At 35.8% G+C, this 19,944-nt stretch carries 12 protein-coding genes; 10 read left to right on the top strand and 2 right to left on the bottom strand.

Translation table 11 applies throughout. The annotated features are described in order from the left end of the window. Nucleotides 1-45 precede the first annotated feature (45 nt). The 5 genes from VKJ25_RS22295 to VKJ25_RS22275 all read left to right on the top strand — a co-directional run bounded on the left by VKJ25_RS22295 (nt 46) and on the right by VKJ25_RS22275 (nt 5,219). The gene (locus VKJ25_RS22295; protein ID WP_324238846.1) at nt 46-705 is read left to right on the top strand and encodes a glutathione S-transferase family protein; all 660 of its coding nucleotides are present in this window, start codon (nt 46-48) and stop codon (nt 703-705) included. Nucleotides 706-1,905: 1,200 nt separating this feature from the next. Beyond that, on the top strand, nt 1,906-2,748 hold the full coding sequence (locus VKJ25_RS22290; protein WP_324238845.1) for a FeoA family protein: 843 nt from the start codon (nt 1,906-1,908) through the stop codon (nt 2,746-2,748). A gap of 26 nt (nt 2,749-2,774) precedes the next feature. After that, a complete protein-coding gene (gene cobA / locus VKJ25_RS22285; RefSeq protein WP_324238844.1) occupies nt 2,775-3,539 on the top strand; it encodes a uroporphyrinogen-III C-methyltransferase in 765 nt (254 codons plus the stop codon). A gap of 276 nt (nt 3,540-3,815) precedes the next feature. Beyond that, on the top strand, nt 3,816-4,184 hold the full coding sequence (locus VKJ25_RS22280; RefSeq protein WP_324238843.1) for a hypothetical protein: 369 nt from the start codon (nt 3,816-3,818) through the stop codon (nt 4,182-4,184). 453 nt (nt 4,185-4,637) lie between these two features. Further along, on the top strand, nt 4,638-5,219 hold the full coding sequence (locus VKJ25_RS22275) for a molybdenum cofactor guanylyltransferase (protein WP_324238842.1): 582 nt from the start codon (nt 4,638-4,640) through the stop codon (nt 5,217-5,219). A 246-nt stretch (nt 5,220-5,465) separates the two neighbouring features. Here VKJ25_RS22275 and VKJ25_RS22270 read toward each other — a convergent pair whose 3' ends face one another. Next, complete coding sequence (locus tag VKJ25_RS22270) at nt 5,466-6,998, bottom strand: diguanylate cyclase domain-containing protein (protein ID WP_324238841.1); 1,533 nt, start codon at nt 6,996-6,998, stop codon at nt 5,466-5,468. A gap of 1,281 nt (nt 6,999-8,279) precedes the next feature. On the opposite strand from VKJ25_RS22270, the gene wecB reads away from it, so the two are divergent. The 5 genes from wecB to argJ all read left to right on the top strand — a co-directional run bounded on the left by wecB (nt 8,280) and on the right by argJ (nt 16,584). After that, nucleotides 8,280-9,392, top strand: a complete 1,113-nt coding sequence (gene wecB, locus VKJ25_RS22265; RefSeq protein WP_324238840.1) for a non-hydrolyzing UDP-N-acetylglucosamine 2-epimerase — start codon at nt 8,280-8,282, stop codon at nt 9,390-9,392. Between the two features lie 659 nt (nt 9,393-10,051). Beyond that, entirely contained in the window at nt 10,052-12,205 is a 2,154-nt protein-coding gene (locus VKJ25_RS22260) for a macro domain-containing protein (RefSeq protein ID WP_324238839.1), read from the top strand. 380 nt (nt 12,206-12,585) lie between these two features. After that, nucleotides 12,586-14,178, top strand: a complete 1,593-nt coding sequence (locus VKJ25_RS22255; RefSeq protein ID WP_324238838.1) for a glycoside hydrolase family 57 protein — start codon at nt 12,586-12,588, stop codon at nt 14,176-14,178. Between the two features lie 626 nt (nt 14,179-14,804). After that, a complete protein-coding gene (locus VKJ25_RS22250; RefSeq protein WP_324238837.1) occupies nt 14,805-15,251 on the top strand; it encodes a DUF29 domain-containing protein in 447 nt (148 codons plus the stop codon). Between the two features lie 91 nt (nt 15,252-15,342). Next, a complete protein-coding gene (gene argJ / locus VKJ25_RS22245) occupies nt 15,343-16,584 on the top strand; it encodes a bifunctional ornithine acetyltransferase/N-acetylglutamate synthase (RefSeq protein WP_324238836.1) in 1,242 nt (413 codons plus the stop codon). Nucleotides 16,585-17,015: 431 nt separating this feature from the next. Here the strand turns inward: argJ and VKJ25_RS22240 are convergent, their stop codons facing one another. Next, nucleotides 17,016-19,874 carry a chloride channel protein gene (locus tag VKJ25_RS22240; protein WP_324238835.1) on the bottom strand — a complete coding sequence of 953 codons (2,859 nt, stop codon included), beginning with the start codon at nt 19,872-19,874 and terminating at the stop codon, nt 17,016-17,018. Between the last annotated feature and the right edge of the window lie 70 nt (nt 19,875-19,944).

Below are 19,944 nucleotides of genomic sequence, written 5' to 3'. Positions count from 1 at the left end.
AATCAATAATGCTAAACTCATTCATAAACTTGTGAGGTTCTTTAAATGATAACTCTTTATCACACCCCCGTATCTCCTAACTCCCGCCGTGTTTGGATAACACTATTAGAAAAAGGACTTGAATTTGAATTAGTAGAAGTCAAACTTAATGGAGGACAATTTAAACCTGAATTTTTAGCAATTAACCCTTTTCATCACATTCCTGCTTTGGTAGATGATGGTTTTAATGTAGTCGAATCTTTAGCAATTCTTGACTATTTAGAAGCCAAATATCCTACCCCTAATATGTTACCTAAAGAGGTAGAAGAATTAACAATTGTAAGGATGGTACAAATGGTGAGTGTTAATGAATTATTGCCTGCAATTAATCCATTAATATCACGAATTTTAGATATGCCTGGAGAAGACACAGAAAAAGTTGCAAAAGCGGAAGCAAAAATTTCCACAGTCCTTACATTCTTTGAGAAATTATTAGGCGATCGCCCTTATTTTGGTAGTGACAATATTACTTTAGCTGACGTTGTTGCTGGAACAATAATTCCTCTAATTTCCAGAGGAGGTATTTCCTTAGATGAATATCCTAAAGTTAGCGCTTGGTGTAAAAATTTAATGACACGTTCCTCATGGCAAAATTCTGCAGCGACAGAAGCAGCATTTGCCGAATTTAGGTCTAATATGTTAGCTCGAATGCAGCAGAAAAAATAAGATTATTTTTCCCTCTATAATAAACCGGGTTTATGGCAGGTATATATTAGTATCTTGAGGTATTTAGTAAACCAGGTTTATCTGCTTTTATACCACAAAAATCAACCCTGTTTCTGGGTTACTGAAGCGGGAAAAAATATTCATTATCTATTATTCATTAATAGATAATTACCTCTGGTTAAAACCGTAAGGGAATTGAATATATAGCAATATAAAATCATTCATTAGAAAAAACTGTAGGGGTTTGGTCTCCAAACCCCCTTAGATAAAATATTACAACCTATTTAGGATTACTATAGAGTAAAATCCTTTAGAAAAAATTGAATCTTTGGAGTAAATTATGTTAAAAGATATCATAGAATTTAGCTATCAAGAAAACTCTCAACTTTATCGGAAATTTTAAGATGGTAAATCCGGAATTTTTGACATTAGCAAACTAATAGAATTTACAGGAATTTTTGCAGCTTTACAAAACATAGATTATTTTAAAACTGTTAAACTGAATCCATATAAGTAAGTATTTATACTTAATACTTTCCTGATAATTTGACCAATGAGAAACTTAAATAGAAATAATTAATACAGTATAAATACTTACTAAGCTACTTTCTTTTTTATGCTAATTGTGAGATACAACTTATAATACAAGGGGAGATAAAGTATGACAACGTATTGAAAATTGCTATAGCTAATAGAAGATGAATAAATACTTACAACTGTATTTTAGTAAGTTAGTATCAACAATTACAGCACTTTTTAGAATAGTGACATAGATATATAGCAATCCTATTTTATTTATGTACAAAATTCAAAAGCTTTTAGGGAACAGGAAACGCTTAACTATGAACAGGTGAGAGTTACGGTTCCCCAGAAATCAGTTTTTCTATTTACTTTTTGATTTGTCAAAAAATATTGAGGATTTCTATAGCTCAAAACTAATATCTCTATTTCTCATTTACGGATAAAACTTTGTACCTCACTAATTTTTAATAAGTACATAAACAAAATTAATTACATATTCTGTTGACTCTCTTTTCTCCCTTTCTTGTAGCCTCTCTCAACTAGGAAATTAACTTGGTCCGACTACTTAGGTAAATTTTAATTTTTGTAGAGGTATGTTAAATTTAGTATTAAGTATTGAAATTTTTTCTAAAAAAAAATATAATTCTTTCAACGTACATAAAAAAATAAGTTAAAACGATGATGAATTTATTGCATTTAAAAACAGGACAAATAGGAATAGTTGAACGAATTATCAGCAATGACGATACAAGAGGAATTGTTCAGAGACTAGAAAAAAAGGGAATAGTTTCTAATAAACCAGTGCAAGTTTTGGGTAAAAGCAAATTGTTGGGTCCATTGCACATTAGGGTTGGTTCAAGCAGAGAAATAACTATCCAACGCCAAGAAGCGGAAATGATAATGGTGAAAACAGATATTTCAGAGCAAGATATGATTGCTCATAGTACAACGGAATTAACCGAACGATTTAAAACAGCATCATTAGTTTCATTAACTACTATTGTTCTGGTGATAATTTCTGGATTTTATCGTATCCTGATTACTGGAGATATTCATCGATTAAATAAAGAAAAAGTTGTGGCTAATGTTGTTTACGATTCAACTTCAACAGAAAAAAATAAAACCTTAGACGAGCTGTATAATAAATTTGAGTTGTTAAATAAAAATTCTTGGAAAAAAAATACTCATTCTCCACCTCAAAATGTAGAACCAATAGCTAACAAAATTACCAATGAAACAGAATTATTACAATTAAAACAAAAACTATACAATACTATTTATAAAAACTGGAAAACTCCGGTAAATCTAACTTCAATATACTTAGTTAAAATAGATAAAAATGGCGCGATCGCTGATTATGAACCTTTTAATCAAATAGCAGTAGATAATTTGGAAAAGACACCTATACCTAGTCTAGTTAATTCTGAAGCTAATCTTAAAAAAGAATCACTCAAAACAGAGTGGGCAGAGTTTACGATTCTATTTTATGATAATGGTAATTTAGAGGTACAATTAAAGTAATTTAGTTTTTATCGCCATCCCAGAATATGAAGCACATAAAATTTGTAGGCAAAGTATATTTAGTAGGAGCAGGACCCGGAGATCCCGGACTAATGACACTCAAAGGCAAAGTTCTATTAGAGCAAGCTGAGGTTGTGATCTATGATGCTCTAGTCAGTCCAACTATTCTGGGAATGATCAACCCCCTTGCGGAAAAAATTAATGCAGGAAAACGTCGCGGTCGTCACTCCCTAGAGCAAATAGAAACAACTCAACTACTAATAGAAAAAGCTAAAACCCATGCAGTAGTAGTACGTTTAAAAGGAGGCGATCCCTTTGTTTTTGGTCGCGGTGGAGAGGAACTCCAAGACTTAATGCAAGCAGGAGTATCTGTGGAAGTTGTTCCTGGTGTCACTTCCGGTATCGCTGCACCTGCTTATGCTGGTATCCCTGTAACTCACAGAGACTATAGTTCCTCAGTCACCTTTGTTACAGGTCACGAAGCAGCAGGTAAATATCGACCCGAAATTAATTGGGAAGCGATCGCCCATGGTTCAGAAACAATAGTGATTTATATGGGTGTGCATAACTTGCATAATGTGATCGAAGAACTGATTGCTGCCGGACGTGACCTAGAAACACCTGTAGCTTTAATTCAGTGGGGAACTCGTCCAGAGCAAAAAGAATTAATTGGTACTCTCAATAATATTGTAGAAAAAATTGAAGCGACTGGATTTGAAGCACCAGCGATCGCTGTTATTGGCAATGTGGTTAATTTTAGGACTAATACAAATCCTGTGATTATGGAGTGAAGCATAATTTATAGATATCTGTCATCAACTGTTCTCAATTGACTGGAGGGGTGACAATTAAAGTAAAAACCTTTTGGAATAAGATTTTTAGCAAATCTATCTCCAGAAAAAATTAGAGGTTAGGATGGGTGATTTTAAGATACTGACTTGTGATATAGTCACCTAAATGCTCTATTTTGTAGTTAGGGTTTACTGAAAAAGTCTGTTAGTGAAGAAAAGGAATAGGGAACAGGGAGCAGTTTAGAGTACGATTTTACAGAAGCTGAGTTACTTTCAATGAATTGGCAATTTCCTAACGATTATATACTTAATCTTAACTACTACTGGGAATTAGACTCAAGTGAAGCAGAAGTAGCAACAGTTGACCAACCGCTTAAGGTTACTTTGGTTTCCTGTACTCATCTCCAAATAGAATTTTTACCTCAGATAGGTTTGCTTACAAATGTCACTTCTCCCAGAAATCTTGGTACAATCGTAGGATGGAGGCAAGTTACTCCTTCATCTTGGATAGAGAATCTTGGTCTGTCACCGGAAAATTGGTTACATCTGGAATTTAAAATTGGTAAAGGGAATAAAATTGAAGCTATTTGCCGCTTTCTGAAAGTAGAAGTTGTTACTGAAGAAATGATTAAGTTGTTAGCTTAAGTATAACTACAAAAATAGCGATCGCTCAGTAGGGTATTAACTATTTTCAGGAATTACGCATTACCCCAATATACAGTCCTTTTAAAATTGATGAATCATATCCCTATTACCAAAACCTGGTAGGGACGTTGCATAACAAAAATGCTAACGTCCCTACTGTGGTCTACCGAAATGAAAACTGCTGTATGGTGTATAATTTGGCAATTATGCCAGATACTGTCTCTACAATTATTGCCGTTGCGTAAGTCTTGTATTTTTATTTTGGCTTCTCGCTACAAAGGTTGTATGAAACTCCCTAACTATTCCCTCGTTTAAGAAAATTATAGCAATCTTAAATTAGGTTGTAAGATTTTATAAGTGCGGGGTTTGGTTTCCAAATCCAAGTGCTAAGGGATTTGGAGACTAAACCCCTACAGTTTTTTTCGTTATAACAAACATCTATCAAGCTTAGATATGAATAAATCTTCACTCTCTAAAAATCATTTAGTAGCACTCATTCTTGCAGGTGGAAAAAGTTCTCGTATGGGTCAAGATAAAGCCTTAATGCTTTGGGAAAATATACCTATGTTAAAAAGGGTGTATCAAGTAGCAAATAAATGTACAGAAAAAGTTTATATTATTACTCCGTGGCCGGAAAAATATCAACCAATTATACCTATAGAATGTGAATGGTTAATTGAGTTAAAAAATGAAGGTCCTTTAGTTGCTTTTACTGAGGGATTAACTCAAATTAATAGTGATTGGATTTTATTATTAGGATGTGATTTACCTCTGTTGAACTCGAATATTATTCAAACTTGGGCAACTAAATTAAACCAACTTTCTCCAGAAATTTTAGCATTAGTTCCTCAAAAATCTCAAAGGTGGGAACCATTATGTGGTTTCTATCGGCAACAAATCAAAATAGAGTTAGAAAAAACTATTAGCCAAGATAATTGCTCCTTTCAAAAGTTACTTGTTAAAATTCCAGTTCAACCATTATTTATTGATTCTCAGATAGAAAAAATGTTATTTAACTGCAATACTCCATTCTAGAAAAGAAGGAATGTTCAATTGTCACACAGCTTTCGGTAGCTGTAACAACTTGGAAAGTTGTATTACCAAACTTTTGAAGATTAATCTCTATCCCCTGTAACACAGCCTTTGGTAGCTGTAACAACCTGGAAGGTTGTCTTACCAAACTAAAGCTTAAATACTAAAATTATTATTTGTCACACAGCCTTCGGTAGCTGTAACAACTGGGAAGGTTGTGTTACCAAACTAAAGCTTAAATACCAAAATTTAAAAATTTTTAATAATTACGCGATCACGTCCTTCTTCCTTTGCTTTATAAAGGGCTTTATCTGCTATTTTTACTAATTTTTCCCAGGAAACTTCTGATAAAGGAATAGTGCTTGCTACACCTAAACTAAGAGTAACAAATTCTGATATTTTGGAACCAGAATTAACTAATTTTAAATCTAAAAGTCGCTGACGAATTAATTCTGCTAAATCAAATCCACCTTGAGCAGTTGTTAGAGGTAATACAATTACAAATTCTTCCCCACCGTAACGTGCAACTAAATCTGCCGGTCGCTTAACTTCTGTTTTAATTACATTAGCAATAGTTTGCAGACATCTATCTCCTGCTAAATGACCATAAGTATCATTGTAACCTTTGAAATAGTCAACATCACATAAAATCAAAGTCATTGGTGTTTTTTCCCTTGCCATACGTTGCCATTCTTTATCCATATATTCTTCAAATACACGACGGTTAGCAACCTTAGTTAAACTATCATAGTTGGCAAATTCAACTAACTTTTGATTAGCAATTACTAATTTTTGATATATTTCTGATTGTTGAATAGCGATCGCTAACTGTCCAGCTAAACGTTCCAGAAATTCAATTTCTAAAGGCTGCCATTTTCTTCGTTCTGAACAGTGATGAACAATTAATAATCCCCACAATTGTTCTTGAGTATAATCAAAATCTTCTGCAGATTTTTGTTCTGTATTAATCTTTGATATTGGTACTACTAAGTTAGCCTTTACTTGAAACTGAGTCAGAAATTTAACATGATATGGAATTAGATCTGCAATAGGTATATCTTCTTTATCTGCCAATTTATTATGTCCATTATTACTAAATTTATTCATGCTTTCTAGAACAGATGTTTGATAAAAACTCACAGATTCCATAACTACTTCTCCTGTTCCATCAGGCTTGAATTTATATATAAATACTCTGTCAGTTTTCAGAAAACTTCTGACTTCATCTACTGTAGTTTTTAGAATTTCATCAAGTTGTAATGATTGACGTATCCGTTCTTGAATAAAACTCATAAATTTGGCATTTTCTGTTTGCTGCCTTAATTCTTTTACCACTTCATTAATTTGCAAAATTCGATGAACTCGCTTCAGTAAAACTGTCAATTTAATTGGTTTAGTAATATAATCCATTGCCCCAACTTTAAAAGCTAAATCAACAGATTCTTTATCTTCAAGAGAAGTGATTATTAATAATGGAGTTTGATAAATTAAAGGGTTGCTATCTAGGTTCCCAAGACAAAAATTATTTGATAAACTCTCGTTAAAAAGTTTTTGCAATTTAACACAGCAATTAAAACCATCCATTTCTGGCATCATTAGGTCTAGTAAAATTAAATCTGGTATTTGAGTGCTACATTTTTCCAGGCATTCTTTGCCATTACTTGCTTCTATTATCTCATACCCTTCTAATTTTAAAGCTCTAGACAGCAAATAACGCATATATTCTTGGTCATCTACCACCATTATAGTAGGTGAAGTATTATGTGATTTTTGTCCATTCATAAAAAATTTTAATTCAAAAATCTTATAAATTACATAAAATGACTACTATTTAACTGGTAAACTATCAGAATATTTGCTCCAAAAATATGAAATTTTTAACTGAAAAATATGAAATTCTCTAGGGTCTATATTCATTAGACATCTTCCGAAAAGAGGGAACAGAGAACAGGAAACAGGGAACAGGGGCAGTAATTGATGATTTATAGATAAGAATTAATTATATTTTTGATTTTTGCAGATTTCTATTTACGGCTATTTCTTAAGGCTTAGATATTATTACTGAGAGCTGACCCTATCTAAACCTAAAAATGGCTTTAAATGAAGAATATAACCCTTAAAATCGGCTTTGATAGTAAGATGCAATTGACCTCGAATAATAAAGCTTTTTTTAGGGAACAGGGAATGGGGGAGTAATTGATTATTTATGGATAAGAATTGATTATATTTTTAATTTTTGGAAAAGTCTGTTTACGGCTATTTCTTAAGATTTAGATATTATTACTGAGAGCTGACCTTATCTAAACCTAAAAATGGCTTTAAATGAAGAATATAACCCTTAAAGTCGGTTTTGATAGTAAGATACAATTGACCTCAACTAATAAAGCTTTTTTAGGAAACAGGGAACAGGGGGACTAATTGATGATTTATATATAATAATGGATTATATTTTTGATTTTTGCAGATGTCTATTTAGGTAAGCATTCAGCATTGAGCAGTCAGCCATTAGCTAGCCTGGTGCGAAGGAGCTGCCCTAATAGCTTTATTACTTTTAAAGGAGGGAAAAACAATTCAGAAATTTCCAAGAATTAAAAGTATCGTTAAAAGTCCATTAATTAACCTTAATAGTCTATTGAGCTATGTAGTTTATTACCTTAAAATAGCTTTAAAGTAAGCTATAAGCATTCAGTTATTAGCTATGAATTACTAACTTAATAGCACACCAAATATAAATTAGCCTTGAAAAAGAAGTCAAACTTATATTTGCCTAGCATTCCGTAGGAAATAAACAGGCCATTAACTAACTTTAGTAAGTTAAGTACCTAAGCAAAATTATTTACCTATTCTAATTCTCTGTACTCTTGAGAAGGAAAATAATTCAGTTTGTATAGATGTGTAATTAATTTTGCACAAACACTTATTAAGTTCAAAAGCTAAATGCTTAATGCTTACACTACAATAAATACCTAACTGCTAAATATTTAGAAATTTTGTAACTTATCAGTATCAAAATTGCTATATAATTCTGATTATTGTCTGAAAAACATATCAAATTAAATAGAAATGCCCAACACTCCTATTCGAGTAGCAATCACTTTAGGAACTCGCCCCGAAGCTATCAAATTAGCATCAGTTATCCAAACTTTTCAAAGTTCTCCTAATTTTGATACCCTGGTAATTTTGACTGGTCAACATAAAGAAATGGTTACCCAAGTAATGGAATTATTTAATATTAAAGCTAACCAAGATTTAGCAATTATGCAAACTAGACAAACATTGACAGATATTCTGTGTCGAAGTTTACAAGGACTAGAAGAATTATTTCTCCAATTGCAACCTCAATTAGTATTAGTTCAGGGAGATACTAGCGCCGCTTTTGCTGCTTCTTTAGCTGCATTTTATCAAAAAATTCCTGTTGGTCATGTAGAAGCAGGTTTAAGAACTAATGACTTATTTAATCCCTATCCAGAAGAAGCCAATCGTCGTTTAATTTCTCAGATAGCTCAATTACATTTTGCTCCTACAAATTTGGCTATGGAAAATTTACAAAAATCAGGGGTCATAGGAGAAATTCATCAAACAGGAAATACGGTAATTGATGCTTTGTTAAAAGTAGCAAAATCTCAACCTCAATGTCAGATTAATGGTTTAGATTGGATTAAATATCGAGTAATATTAGCAACAGTTCATCGGCGAGAAAATTGGGGAGAACCTTTAGAAAAAATTGCTCAAGCATTTTTGCAAATTCTAGATAAATTTCCTGACACTGCTTTAGTTTTACCTCTCCATAAAAATCCCACAGTTAGGGAACCTTTAAAAGCAATTTTAGGGAATCATCCAAGAGTATTTTTAGAAGAACCTTTTGATTATAGTCAATTAGTAGGAGCTATGCAAAATTCTTATTTAATATTAACTGATTCTGGGGGTTTACAAGAAGAAGCTCCTAGTTTGGGTAAGCCAGTTTTAGTATTACGAGAAACAACAGAAAGACCAGAAGCAATAATGGCGGGAACTGCTAAACTTGTTGGTACTAATACGAATAATATTGTGACTGCTGCTGGAGAATTATTGAGTGATATTAGCAAATATAAAGAAATGGCAATGGCAGTTAATCCCTTTGGTGATGGTTATGCCTCGGAGAGAATTATCAAGATTGTCAAAAGTTATTTTAGTTAGTTAGAAATTACCTATGCAGAAACCTGGTTTATTCCCCAGAATTTCCTGCATAAATTCGGTTTCTTGTGTTAGTGAATAATTCCTAATATAGCAATCCTAAATAGGGTTAGCTGATTAAAGAGGAAAGCACTATTCAATAAAGGTTTGAATAATTTTAGGTACTGATTTATCGGGAACCGCAAAAGTACCAAATTTTCGGTTTATGGAGAGGAAAAAGTAAGGATTTTAGGGTAATTATGACAGAAAAAATAAGGAGAAACTAAGAATGACTACCTTTTGTACAACTCCGCGTTTCTCCTAACTCTTAACTACTCCCTACTCAAGCGCTTCCGTAAAGACGTTGCATACAACATCCCTACCCTTAAAAAAGACTTTTACGGTTCCCGATAAATCAGCAAACCCTAAATAGGTTACGGGTAATCAAAAAGTATAGCAACCGACAAGGCAATTAGGACATCGACTGATGATGGCTTTTAGACTAGAAAACACTTTTCCAACTATTCCCTCCATACCTATTCCCTCCATACCTGTTCCCTGTTCCCTGGAAATATCTATTAGTAATTTCTGCTTTTAATAAACACATAAATTTATACTCAGCAAATATCAAGGAAAATCTGTATAATAATGAAAATTAATTATTTTTATATATAAAATCAAGTATGAATAAACCAGGGAAAAGTACGCAGACTTCTAGGAAAAATCTACAATGTGGTAAACGCTTGAGCATTACTCAAGGCAATATTATTTATCAATCGGTAGAAGCGATCGTGAATCCTACTGACAATAGTCTTCGTGGTCATGGATTATCTAGTCAAATTTACCAAGCAGCAGGAGAAGCAATAATAAAAGCCACAAGACAAATAGAATGGCTGGAAACTAGCGAAGCTAAAATTACTAAAGGCTATAAACTTATAGCTTCATACATCATTCATACCTGTGCCCCAGTTTGGGATAAAACCAATAGTAAAATATCCAGCAAACAGCTAGCCAGATGTTATCGGAACTGTTTGCAACTAGCAGCACAAAACCAAATTCATAGTCTCGCGTTTCCCTGTATTAGCACCGGAATGCGTGGCTTTCCTAGAGATTGGGCTGCGAAAATAGCTCTCACAGAAGCCCTGACATTTTTGGAAAATCACCCTTTACCATGGAGAATAATTTTTGTTTGTCACGAGCTGGATAATTACGAACAATACAAAATAAACCTGCCAACTTCCATAACTTCCCCCACTTCTAGGCAAAAATATGAAAGCAAAATAGCTAGACAGTTACTTACTCAAATTCAATCTGAGTATCGAGTAGCAATCATTGGCAGTACCTCATTTTGGGGTGTAACTACCAAGGCAATATGCAATGCTACTGGTAGAAAACTTGCTACATCATTTCAAAAGTTAGCTCTCTTAACAGGTGGAGTCACAGGTATACCTGAAGCAGTCTCCCGTAGTTTTTGGCAAGAATGCTATCAGCAACATCAACCAGCTTTAGTGTATCATATCCAACCAGAAGGATTTCAACCCTGGGAATATGGTCTAAATCTTTATGGAGGTAAAACTTTATTTGAGCGTCGAGAAATTTTAGCTCGCATGGCATCGGTTTATGTACTTATAGAAGGGGGACCAGGTGCAAAACAAGAAGCTGAAACTGCAATAGAAATGGGTGCAGTGGTAATTCCGGTGGGGGTGACAGGGGGTTATGCTAAACGGCTTTATGAACAAATGCCTCGTCCTTACTACATATCTTCTAAGTTGTGGCAAAAGTTGGGAGAAGAGAATATTTCATCAGAAACACTTGGGGAAGCGATCGCTGAAATCATTGAAAAAGTCTGGCAACGTCCTAGAGATGTCATTTTTGATCCCAAGAAAAAATTGGTTACGGATATAGAGTTGCACTCAGCATTAGGAGTTAACTACAAAAAACTGCAAGATTTACTAGCAGCATCTCAATGGCAAAAAGCGGATAGGGAAACCTTCCGCTTATTGTGTGAAATTGCTTTTAGAATAGATATATACGAAGGTATTCGGGAAGCCAAAGAGGTTTTGAAGACAATCAACAAAAATATTCAGTCTGAGATATTTAATCAACTTACTCGCTTACTACAGAATTATCAAAAAATGCTGGAAAGTATCCATCGGGAAGAGTTTCCGGCTTCCTCGTTTTATGGTCATTTTTCCAGTTGTCTGAATGAAAAATTTGTTTATAAATTACCTTTACTGGATTTCCGAACCATTGATTTACTGTGGATAGTATATTCTCATGGGCATTTTGGTTTTAGTGTGCAAGAAAGAATTTGGCGCACCCTATCTACTCAAAGTGAAGATCTGGCAAAGGTAGAGAAAAATTTTATTAATTGTGTAGGTCGTGGTTATGCTCAAACTGCTGATGCTTATCACGAAAATAAGGTCAATTTTTCCCTTCAGTCTCCAGAGGGATTATTACCTTGGCTCAACTGGTATGATGTTCAGGGTACTCTTCGCGGTATAGAGTCTAATAATAAGTTAATTTATTTGATTTCTAAGTTATCTGAGATAGGAATGTTTAACAAGCTATGGCGACAGCAAATTAGGGAAAGATTAGATGCAGGAAATAATGATTTTTCTAACTGTGTGCTAATTGGTTTAAGTTTGCAAGACTTAAATTTTCAAGATGCTAATCTCAGAGCTGCCGATCTTCAAAATGCCAACTGTGAGAGAGGAAATTTTACTAACGCTGATTTGAGGGGAGCTAATTTAACAGGAGCCAAGTTTTCAGTAGGAGCATTACAGGAAGCAGTTCTTGATAGTAGTGAAGTTATATATAATATAAAATCCGGTTAAATACTCGTTATATAGTTGTGGGAGATGGGGAGATGGGGAGATTGAACTGTAGATAAAATTATGAACATATACACTTGTATCCGGATAATTAGTCGATGAAAAAGTTTATACCTTCAGGACTTACGCAGATGAACCCAGAAACCCGGTACGAGGGTAGATTATTACTGCTCAAAACAACGATTTCTCCTAGAAACCGGGTTCCTCCCGTGTAAATCCTAACCTTCTTACCTTATTCCTTCCGTTCTGCCTTCCTGATACTATCCAATTCTAAATTCTAAATTCTAAATTTGTACTCTTTAGCATTACAATCATAAAGAAAATATTATAATTTTTTTCAATTTCAATTTCAGTTCACCTTACTTTATTACCTATTAAAGACTATGGCTATTGGCTACCTCGCCTTTGTTCTTCATGCCCATCTCCCTTTTGTCAGACATCCAGAAAGCGATTATGTTTTAGAAGAAGAGTGGCTATTTGAAGCAATTACGGAAACTTATGTCCCCCTCATCCAAATGTTTGAGGGGTTAAAGCAAGATCGTGTAAACTTTAAAATGACCATGAGCATAACACCTCCCTTGGTGTCCATGCTACGAGACCCCCTACTACAAGACCGCTACGAACATCACCTAACCTTACTGGAAGAATTAGCAGAAAAGGAAATTGACCACAATATCCACAACGGTCATGTCCGCTACCTTGCAGAACATTACGCCACTCACTTTAACAATGTCAGAGAAGTCTGGGAACGTTATGACCGTGACCTAATTACAGCATTTAAGCAATTTCAAGACAGTAATAATCTAGAAATTATGACCTGTGGCGCTACCCACGGTTACTTCCCACTAATGAAAATGTGCCCCCAGGCAGTCTGGGCACAAATAGAAGTTGCTTGTCAACATTATGAACAAAATTTTGGCCGTCGCCCCAGAGGTATTTGGATACCAGAATGTGCTTATTATGAAGGTCTAGAACGATTACTAGCGGATGCTGGTATACGTTATTTCTTAACAGATAGTCATGGTGTACTCTATGCTAGACCCAGGCCCAGATACGGGAGTTATGCTCCTATCTTTACTAAATCAGGAGTCGCCGTTTTTTCGAGAGACCATGAATCTTCTCAACAAGTATGGTCTTCCCAACTCGGATATCCAGGAGACCCAGAATATAGAGAATTTTATAAAGATTTAGGCTGGGAAGCAGAATATGAATATATTAAGCCTTATATTATGCCGAATGGCCAGCGCAAAAATACAGGGATTAAATATCATAAAATTACAGGTCGGGATCTAGGGTTAGCAGATAAACAACTTTATGACCCATACTGGGCAAGAGAAAAAGCAGCAGAACACGCTGGTAATTTTATGTTTAATCGGCAACGGCAGGTCGAGCATCTATACCATATTATGGAGAGGTTGCCAATAATTGTTTCTCCCTACGATGCTGAGTTGTTTGGTCACTGGTGGTATGAAGGACCTTGGTTTTTGGATATCCTATTCCGTAAAACTTGGTATGACCAGAGCAGTTATCGAATGATTCATTTAGCAGATTATTTACAGAAACATCCTGAACATCAAGTTTGTCTTCCAGCACAGTCGAGTTGGGGATATAAGGGTTTCCATGAATATTGGCTCAATCATACTAATTCTTGGATTTATCCTCATTTGCATCAGGCCGCAGAAAGGATGGTTGAATTGGCGCGATACGAAGCACAGGATGAATTGGTACTAAAGGCCCTAAATCAGGCCAGTCGAGAATTATTACTGGCTCAATCTTCTGACTGGGCGTTTATTATGAGTACGGGTACTATGGTTCCTTATGCTGTGCGGAGGACGCGATCGCATTTAATGCGTTTTAATAAGCTGTATGAAGATATTTTAGAAGGAAAGATTGACTCTGGTTGGTTGGAAAAAATTGAAGCGATCGACAATATTTTTCCAGAAATTGACTATCGAGTTTATCGGCCAATTTCTTAAGTCAAAAATACAGGACTTACGCAACAACCCTAGATATAGTACATTTGCTTAGGGTGTGTCATCAATTAGATGTTAGAAGCTTTATCAACAAAAGTAGTAGACTGACAAAGCTAAAGTTGTTCATTACATCATTGGGGGGGCGGGTTTATCTAACTAACTGTGACAATCGTTCATTTAACTGAGAAACCCGCCCCTACCTACCGCACAATTTCAGGTATGCGCGAGCTATCTTTGAACCTACCCAACCCTGATCGCCATTTTTACTTAACAGAGAATAGCCTTTTTGTCAACTTATTTAATTGATGACACGCCCTAAGTCCTGTAGAATTTAAAATTTAGAATTTAGAATGGGAGAGTATACTGAAAGTATTATGGGAAAAGGCTGATAACACTTAAAGTAACGCGGTGTGCAACTTTCTACGAAAATACAACAACCGCCATAAAGTTGAAAAGGCTATTTTAATAACTCCTTAAATTTAGTAAGTCAGGAAAAGTTGCACATGGCGTAAAGTAGTTCAGTAGTGGATCGTTTCATCTAAAATGGTGCATTAGAATAGCCAGCGAAAAGTTACTAATGTTAAGACAAGTGATCGTTAACTTGTTCACAACACAAATAGATATACAACATGATTCATCAAATTACCGATCTAAAATTACTGTATGAAGTAGATTATTTCCTGTGGTTAGAAGAAATAATTAAACTACTAAATAATCGTCAATTAGAAAACCTAGATTATGATAATTTAATTGAGGAGTTAGAAGGATTGGGTAGAAGTGAAAAAAGTGCTGTAGAAAGTTTCGTGACTTTAATTATTCAACATTTACTACTTTATCAATATTGGTCAGCAGAAAGAGCTAATAACTCCAGGCATTGGCGTGGAAAAATTTTAACTTTTCGGACTCAGTTAGAATACAAACTCACAACAAATTTACGCAATTATTTAGCTGAACGACTTGACTATCTTTATGGCAAAGCTAGAAAAATTGCTCAAGTTAAATCAGAACTTCAATTACGAGAAATTAACCCTTATTCTCTGGAACAAATATTGGATGAAGATTGGCTGCCAAAATAAGTGTAATACTAAATTTTTAATGAAATTTAAACGGCTATCTTTTAAGTCATTAGTATAATCAGTCACAATTATCCAATATAAGGAAAGAAAAATGTCAGACTGGCAAGTAATAACTGGTGGAGTAACAGCTCCCAAGGGATATCAGGCAACAGGAATAATTGCAGGGTTAAAGCCTTCTGGGGCAGCAGACTTAGCTCTGATTTTGTCCGACGTAGATGCGATCGCTGCGGGAGTATTTACCACAAGTCAAGTCAGAGCAGCTTGTGTCGATTATTGTCGCCAGCGTTTAGAAGAGAAACCAAGCGCTAAAGCAATTTTATGTAATGCTGGACAAGCAAATGCTGCTACAGGAGATTTAGGTTGGCAAGATGCTGTGGAAAGTGCAGCAGAATTAGGTAAAGCACTCAATATTTCCCCAGACTCGATTTTACTAGCTTCCACCGGAGTTATTGGCAAACGAATTAAAATGGATGCTCTCAAAGCAGCCATTCCCAATTTACTTTCTACAGTTTCTCCAGAAGGTGGGGAAGCAGCAGCTAAAGCTATTATCACTACAGATTTAGTTACAAAATCAATCGCTTTAGAAACTATGGTAGGCGATCGCCCAGTTCGTATTGGTGGTATTGCGAAAGGTTCGGGAATGATTCATCCGAATATGGCAACAATGTTATCATTTGTTACCTGTGATGCAGCAGTTTCTCCTCCATTATGGCAAGAAATGTTAACCAGAGCAGTTAATCGCAGTTTCAATCAAATTACTGTTGATGGAGATACCAGTACCAACGATACAGTCATTGCTCTAGCCAACGGTCAGTCTCGCACATCTGCGATTACGAATATGGGAGCAGAAGCAGAAAAGTTGGAGGCAATGTTAACAGAAGTTTGTATTTATTTAGCCAAAGCGATCGCTCGTGATGGAGAGGGAGCGACTTGTTTGATAGAGGTTCAAGTTACTGGAACTTCTGATGAAGCATCTGCTAATCAAATTGCCAAAACTATTGCCGGGTCTTCTCTCGTCAAATCAGCTATTTTTGGTCGCGATCCTAACTGGGGAAGAATAGCAGCAGCAGCAGGTCGCGCTGGAGTCAAGTTTGAACAGGAAAAGTTACAGGTAAAGTTGGGAGACTTTTTGCTCATGGAGAACGGTCAACCTTTAGATTTTGACCGCCCTGCTGCTAGTGAATATCTAAAACAGAGGGCAGCAGGAGAATATCTCAAAGATGATACTGTGTTAATTTCTATAAAAGTTGGAGATGGTATTGGTAGTGGAAAAGCTTGGGGATGTGACCTTAGTTATGACTATGTAAAAATTAACGCTGAGTATACTACTTAGGGTTGGCGCTCAAAAGTCTGATGATTAGGGTAGGGAGTAGTTAAGAGTTAGGAGAAACCTGGAGTTGTAGAAGAAGTGGTTATTGATACGCAAAGGCAATACATATAGAACCCCTCAACGGGTCTCCAAAATTAGTTGGGGAAATGGAGAGATCGGGAGATCGGGAGATGGTGAATCTAAGGCTCTAACTCTAGCTAGCTTTTTCCCTATTTCCCCTCCTGGGAGGGGTTAGGGGTGGGTTGACTCCTGACTTAGGCAAAAAAACACAGCTTTGTCAAGATACGGTTAGGGGTTCTATAGAGTAGAAGTACGCTTTTTATGTCGCCGAGCGTATCGCTCGGCGACATGGAAAGCAGAGCATTCCCTAAGGAAAACGCATTTTTGTCGGTGCAACGTCCCTACCCTTAAAAAAGACTGAAGAAGCGCCAACCCTAACTATTTGAGGAGATCGCATAATTAATTGCAGCTCGGACTAAAATTACAGTAGAATTAGAACCACGAGCGATCGCTTCCGGAATATTACCATTCATCATCTGCTTCAAAAACCCTTGTTTGCTAGCACCAATAACCACCACATCAGAGTGATGAGCATTAGCCAAATCAATCACAGCATCTGCGACAAAGTTAGAACATACTGAAGTAGTCGTCACCTCTGTATTTAGCCTATTTTGCAGCATTCTAGCAGCTTCGTTCATTTCGTAAATATCAGGAGCAGTACCAACTTGCTTGGAAACTTGACATAGAATAATTTCTGGCTTCACACTCAAAGAAACCAAAGCAGGCAAAAGTTTGACTGCTGCTGCTTGAGTAGAAATATCTCTGAGAGGTACTAACCATTTTCGCCATCCTAAAAATGAGTACGAATAATCAGGATGAAATTTTTCATTGGCAACACTTGCTAACTTTTCTTGGCGTTGCTGGAGCCAGCAAAAATAAACACTAAATAATCTTAAGTATTGGTCATTTAAAAGCTTAGCGATCGCTAACAAATACAAATCATAGCCAAAATCAGTAATACCCTTTTCTCCATATCTCAATTTTATCGAACCCCACTTAATTACTACCACCTCACAGGTAGCTTTTTGCATCAGAGTATCCACAATACTGCCAAAAATACGACCAGGAGCAAGCTCGCTCTTCCAACCCATCAATATTAAAGATATATGTCTCTCTTTCACAGTTTCCAAAATAGCATCCGCAGTATCGTGACTAACGCGCACTTGAGTGTGGATAGGAATTTGCCAATCTTTAGCTATACGTTCTGCCATTGCCAACAAACGGCGACTCTCAGTTGTATCGACAACGGTTTCAGCAGGAGATTTTTGACGAGGTACAATGACAACTTGCAAACATTCTAATTCATAATTGCGCTGTCGAGCAATAACAGTAGCCAATTTTAATAATGCAGGAGCAGTGCGAGGATTACTCAAAGGTACTAATAACCTACCATTACCAACTTGAGGGGATTGAGTTTGATAAACTACATAAGATGGTACAGAAAGATTAGTTCTTAAATTTATATTGTCAGTTAATTGTTCTGATTCTATTTTAATAATATCAGTATCAGTAATAATTCCCACCAGATGACGACCTTCCATCACAGGTAAACGACTAATTTTGTATCTATGTAAAAGGTTTAAAATTTCACTCAAATTATCTGTAGTCTTAACAGTCATTGGATGGGGTGTCATAAAATCTTTTAAAATACTATTCCCTGGAAGTTGACGTTTTCGAGTGTTGGCTAAATCTGTCTGAGTAACGATACCAATCAGCAAACCTTGATTATCAACTACAGGAAAACCTCGATGGTGAGAATTAGAAAATTTCTGCTTCACTTCATTTAAAGTTAAATTATAATCTAGGGTTTCTACAGGAGTGTGCATCACTTTATCGGCAAGAATGTAACTTAAATAATCATTTGCTGACATTGGTTTGTTTATTTGTAGACCTTTTAAATCTAAAATTTGGTCAGACAAAGATTTCTTATCTATCTTTTCTGCCATCAATAAAGCTACAATAGAAACAATCATCAGCGGTAAGACTAACCGAAACTCTTGTGTCTGTTCAAAAATAATTACTACTGCTGTGATCGGCGCTCTTGATACCGCGCAAAAAAATGCCCCCATTCCAGCGAGAGCAAAAACAGTTGGTTGTTCAACACCAACTAAATTATTTTGCAAAATGCCAACTATATGACCTAAAGCAGAACCAATAACTAATGATGGTGCAAATAATCCACCGGGGGCACCTGAACCTGCTGCCAGTATCGTTAAGATAAAGTGGGCTGTAAAAGCAATAAAACTCACTTTCAAGTCAGCTTCCTCAGTACCTAATAATTGTCTCAAACCTGTATAATTGTGAAATGACTCTGGTAAAAATGCAATTACTAGACCACTAATTAATCCAGTAATAGCTATTCGCCAAGGTAATTCTAATTTCAGTTGACGCTGATTAAATCTTGAAATTTTAATAATTCCCCGACTAAATAATGCTCCTAGTAACCCTGCTAACAGTCCCAAAATTATGTAGACAGGAATTTCTTTCAAATCTAAAAATCCGGTAACTGATGTATCTAGCTGATAACTGCTGTAGTAGGAACTTTTTCCCCCTAGCATTTGGGGAACAACTGCACCAAGAAAAGAAGCGATAATTGCTGGACCCAAGGTAATACCAGAAATATCGTGCATCAGTTCTTCCACAACAAATAACACTCCAGCAATAGGAGCATTGAACCCAGCAGCTAATCCAGCAGCAGCACCACAAGCGATTAACTGATGACGATACCTGGGAGAAGTGGGCAGCCAACGACTAATCCAAGCTGCCAAAGATGCACCTATTTGTACAGTTGGGCCTTGTCTTCCTAGTGTTAATCCAGAACCAACTGTCAGAATGGTTGTCAGCATTTTGACAATAGCGATCTGGAAGTTTAAGGGGACTCGCATACCTGCTAGTGCTGCTTTTACTTGTGGTACTCCACTTCCCGCAGTTTCTGGAGCTAAATTTTTTACTAATGCACCCGTGACAAATCCTCCAACTAAGCCAAAAATAGGTAGTAATAACCAAGGGGGAAGTTTTAGGGATGCTGCTACTCGCCAGCTACCTAGCCATCCGACACCTTCTTTGAGAGCAACGGCAGCTAACCCTGAAGTTATTCCGATTAAACTGGCTTCAAAAATTGCTATAATTTTAGGTCTGAGTAAAGACTTGGTTAGAAAGCCTGTGTACGGATAGACAAATGTCTTAAGATAAGTTTGTACTTCTTCTTGGATATTATATTGATACCACATCATTAAATGTTGGCTTGAATTTTGGCAGATTTGTCTTTAATTTTACTCCTTAGTTGTTTTTTTTTAAAGGGAG

The sequence above is a fragment of the Okeania sp. genome (assembly GCF_035285525.1).
Lineage (GTDB): Bacteria > Cyanobacteriota > Cyanobacteriia > Cyanobacteriales > Microcoleaceae > Trichodesmium.
Note: the sequence above shows the minus strand (reverse complement) of the source record. Positions and strands in the feature narration are given on the sequence as shown.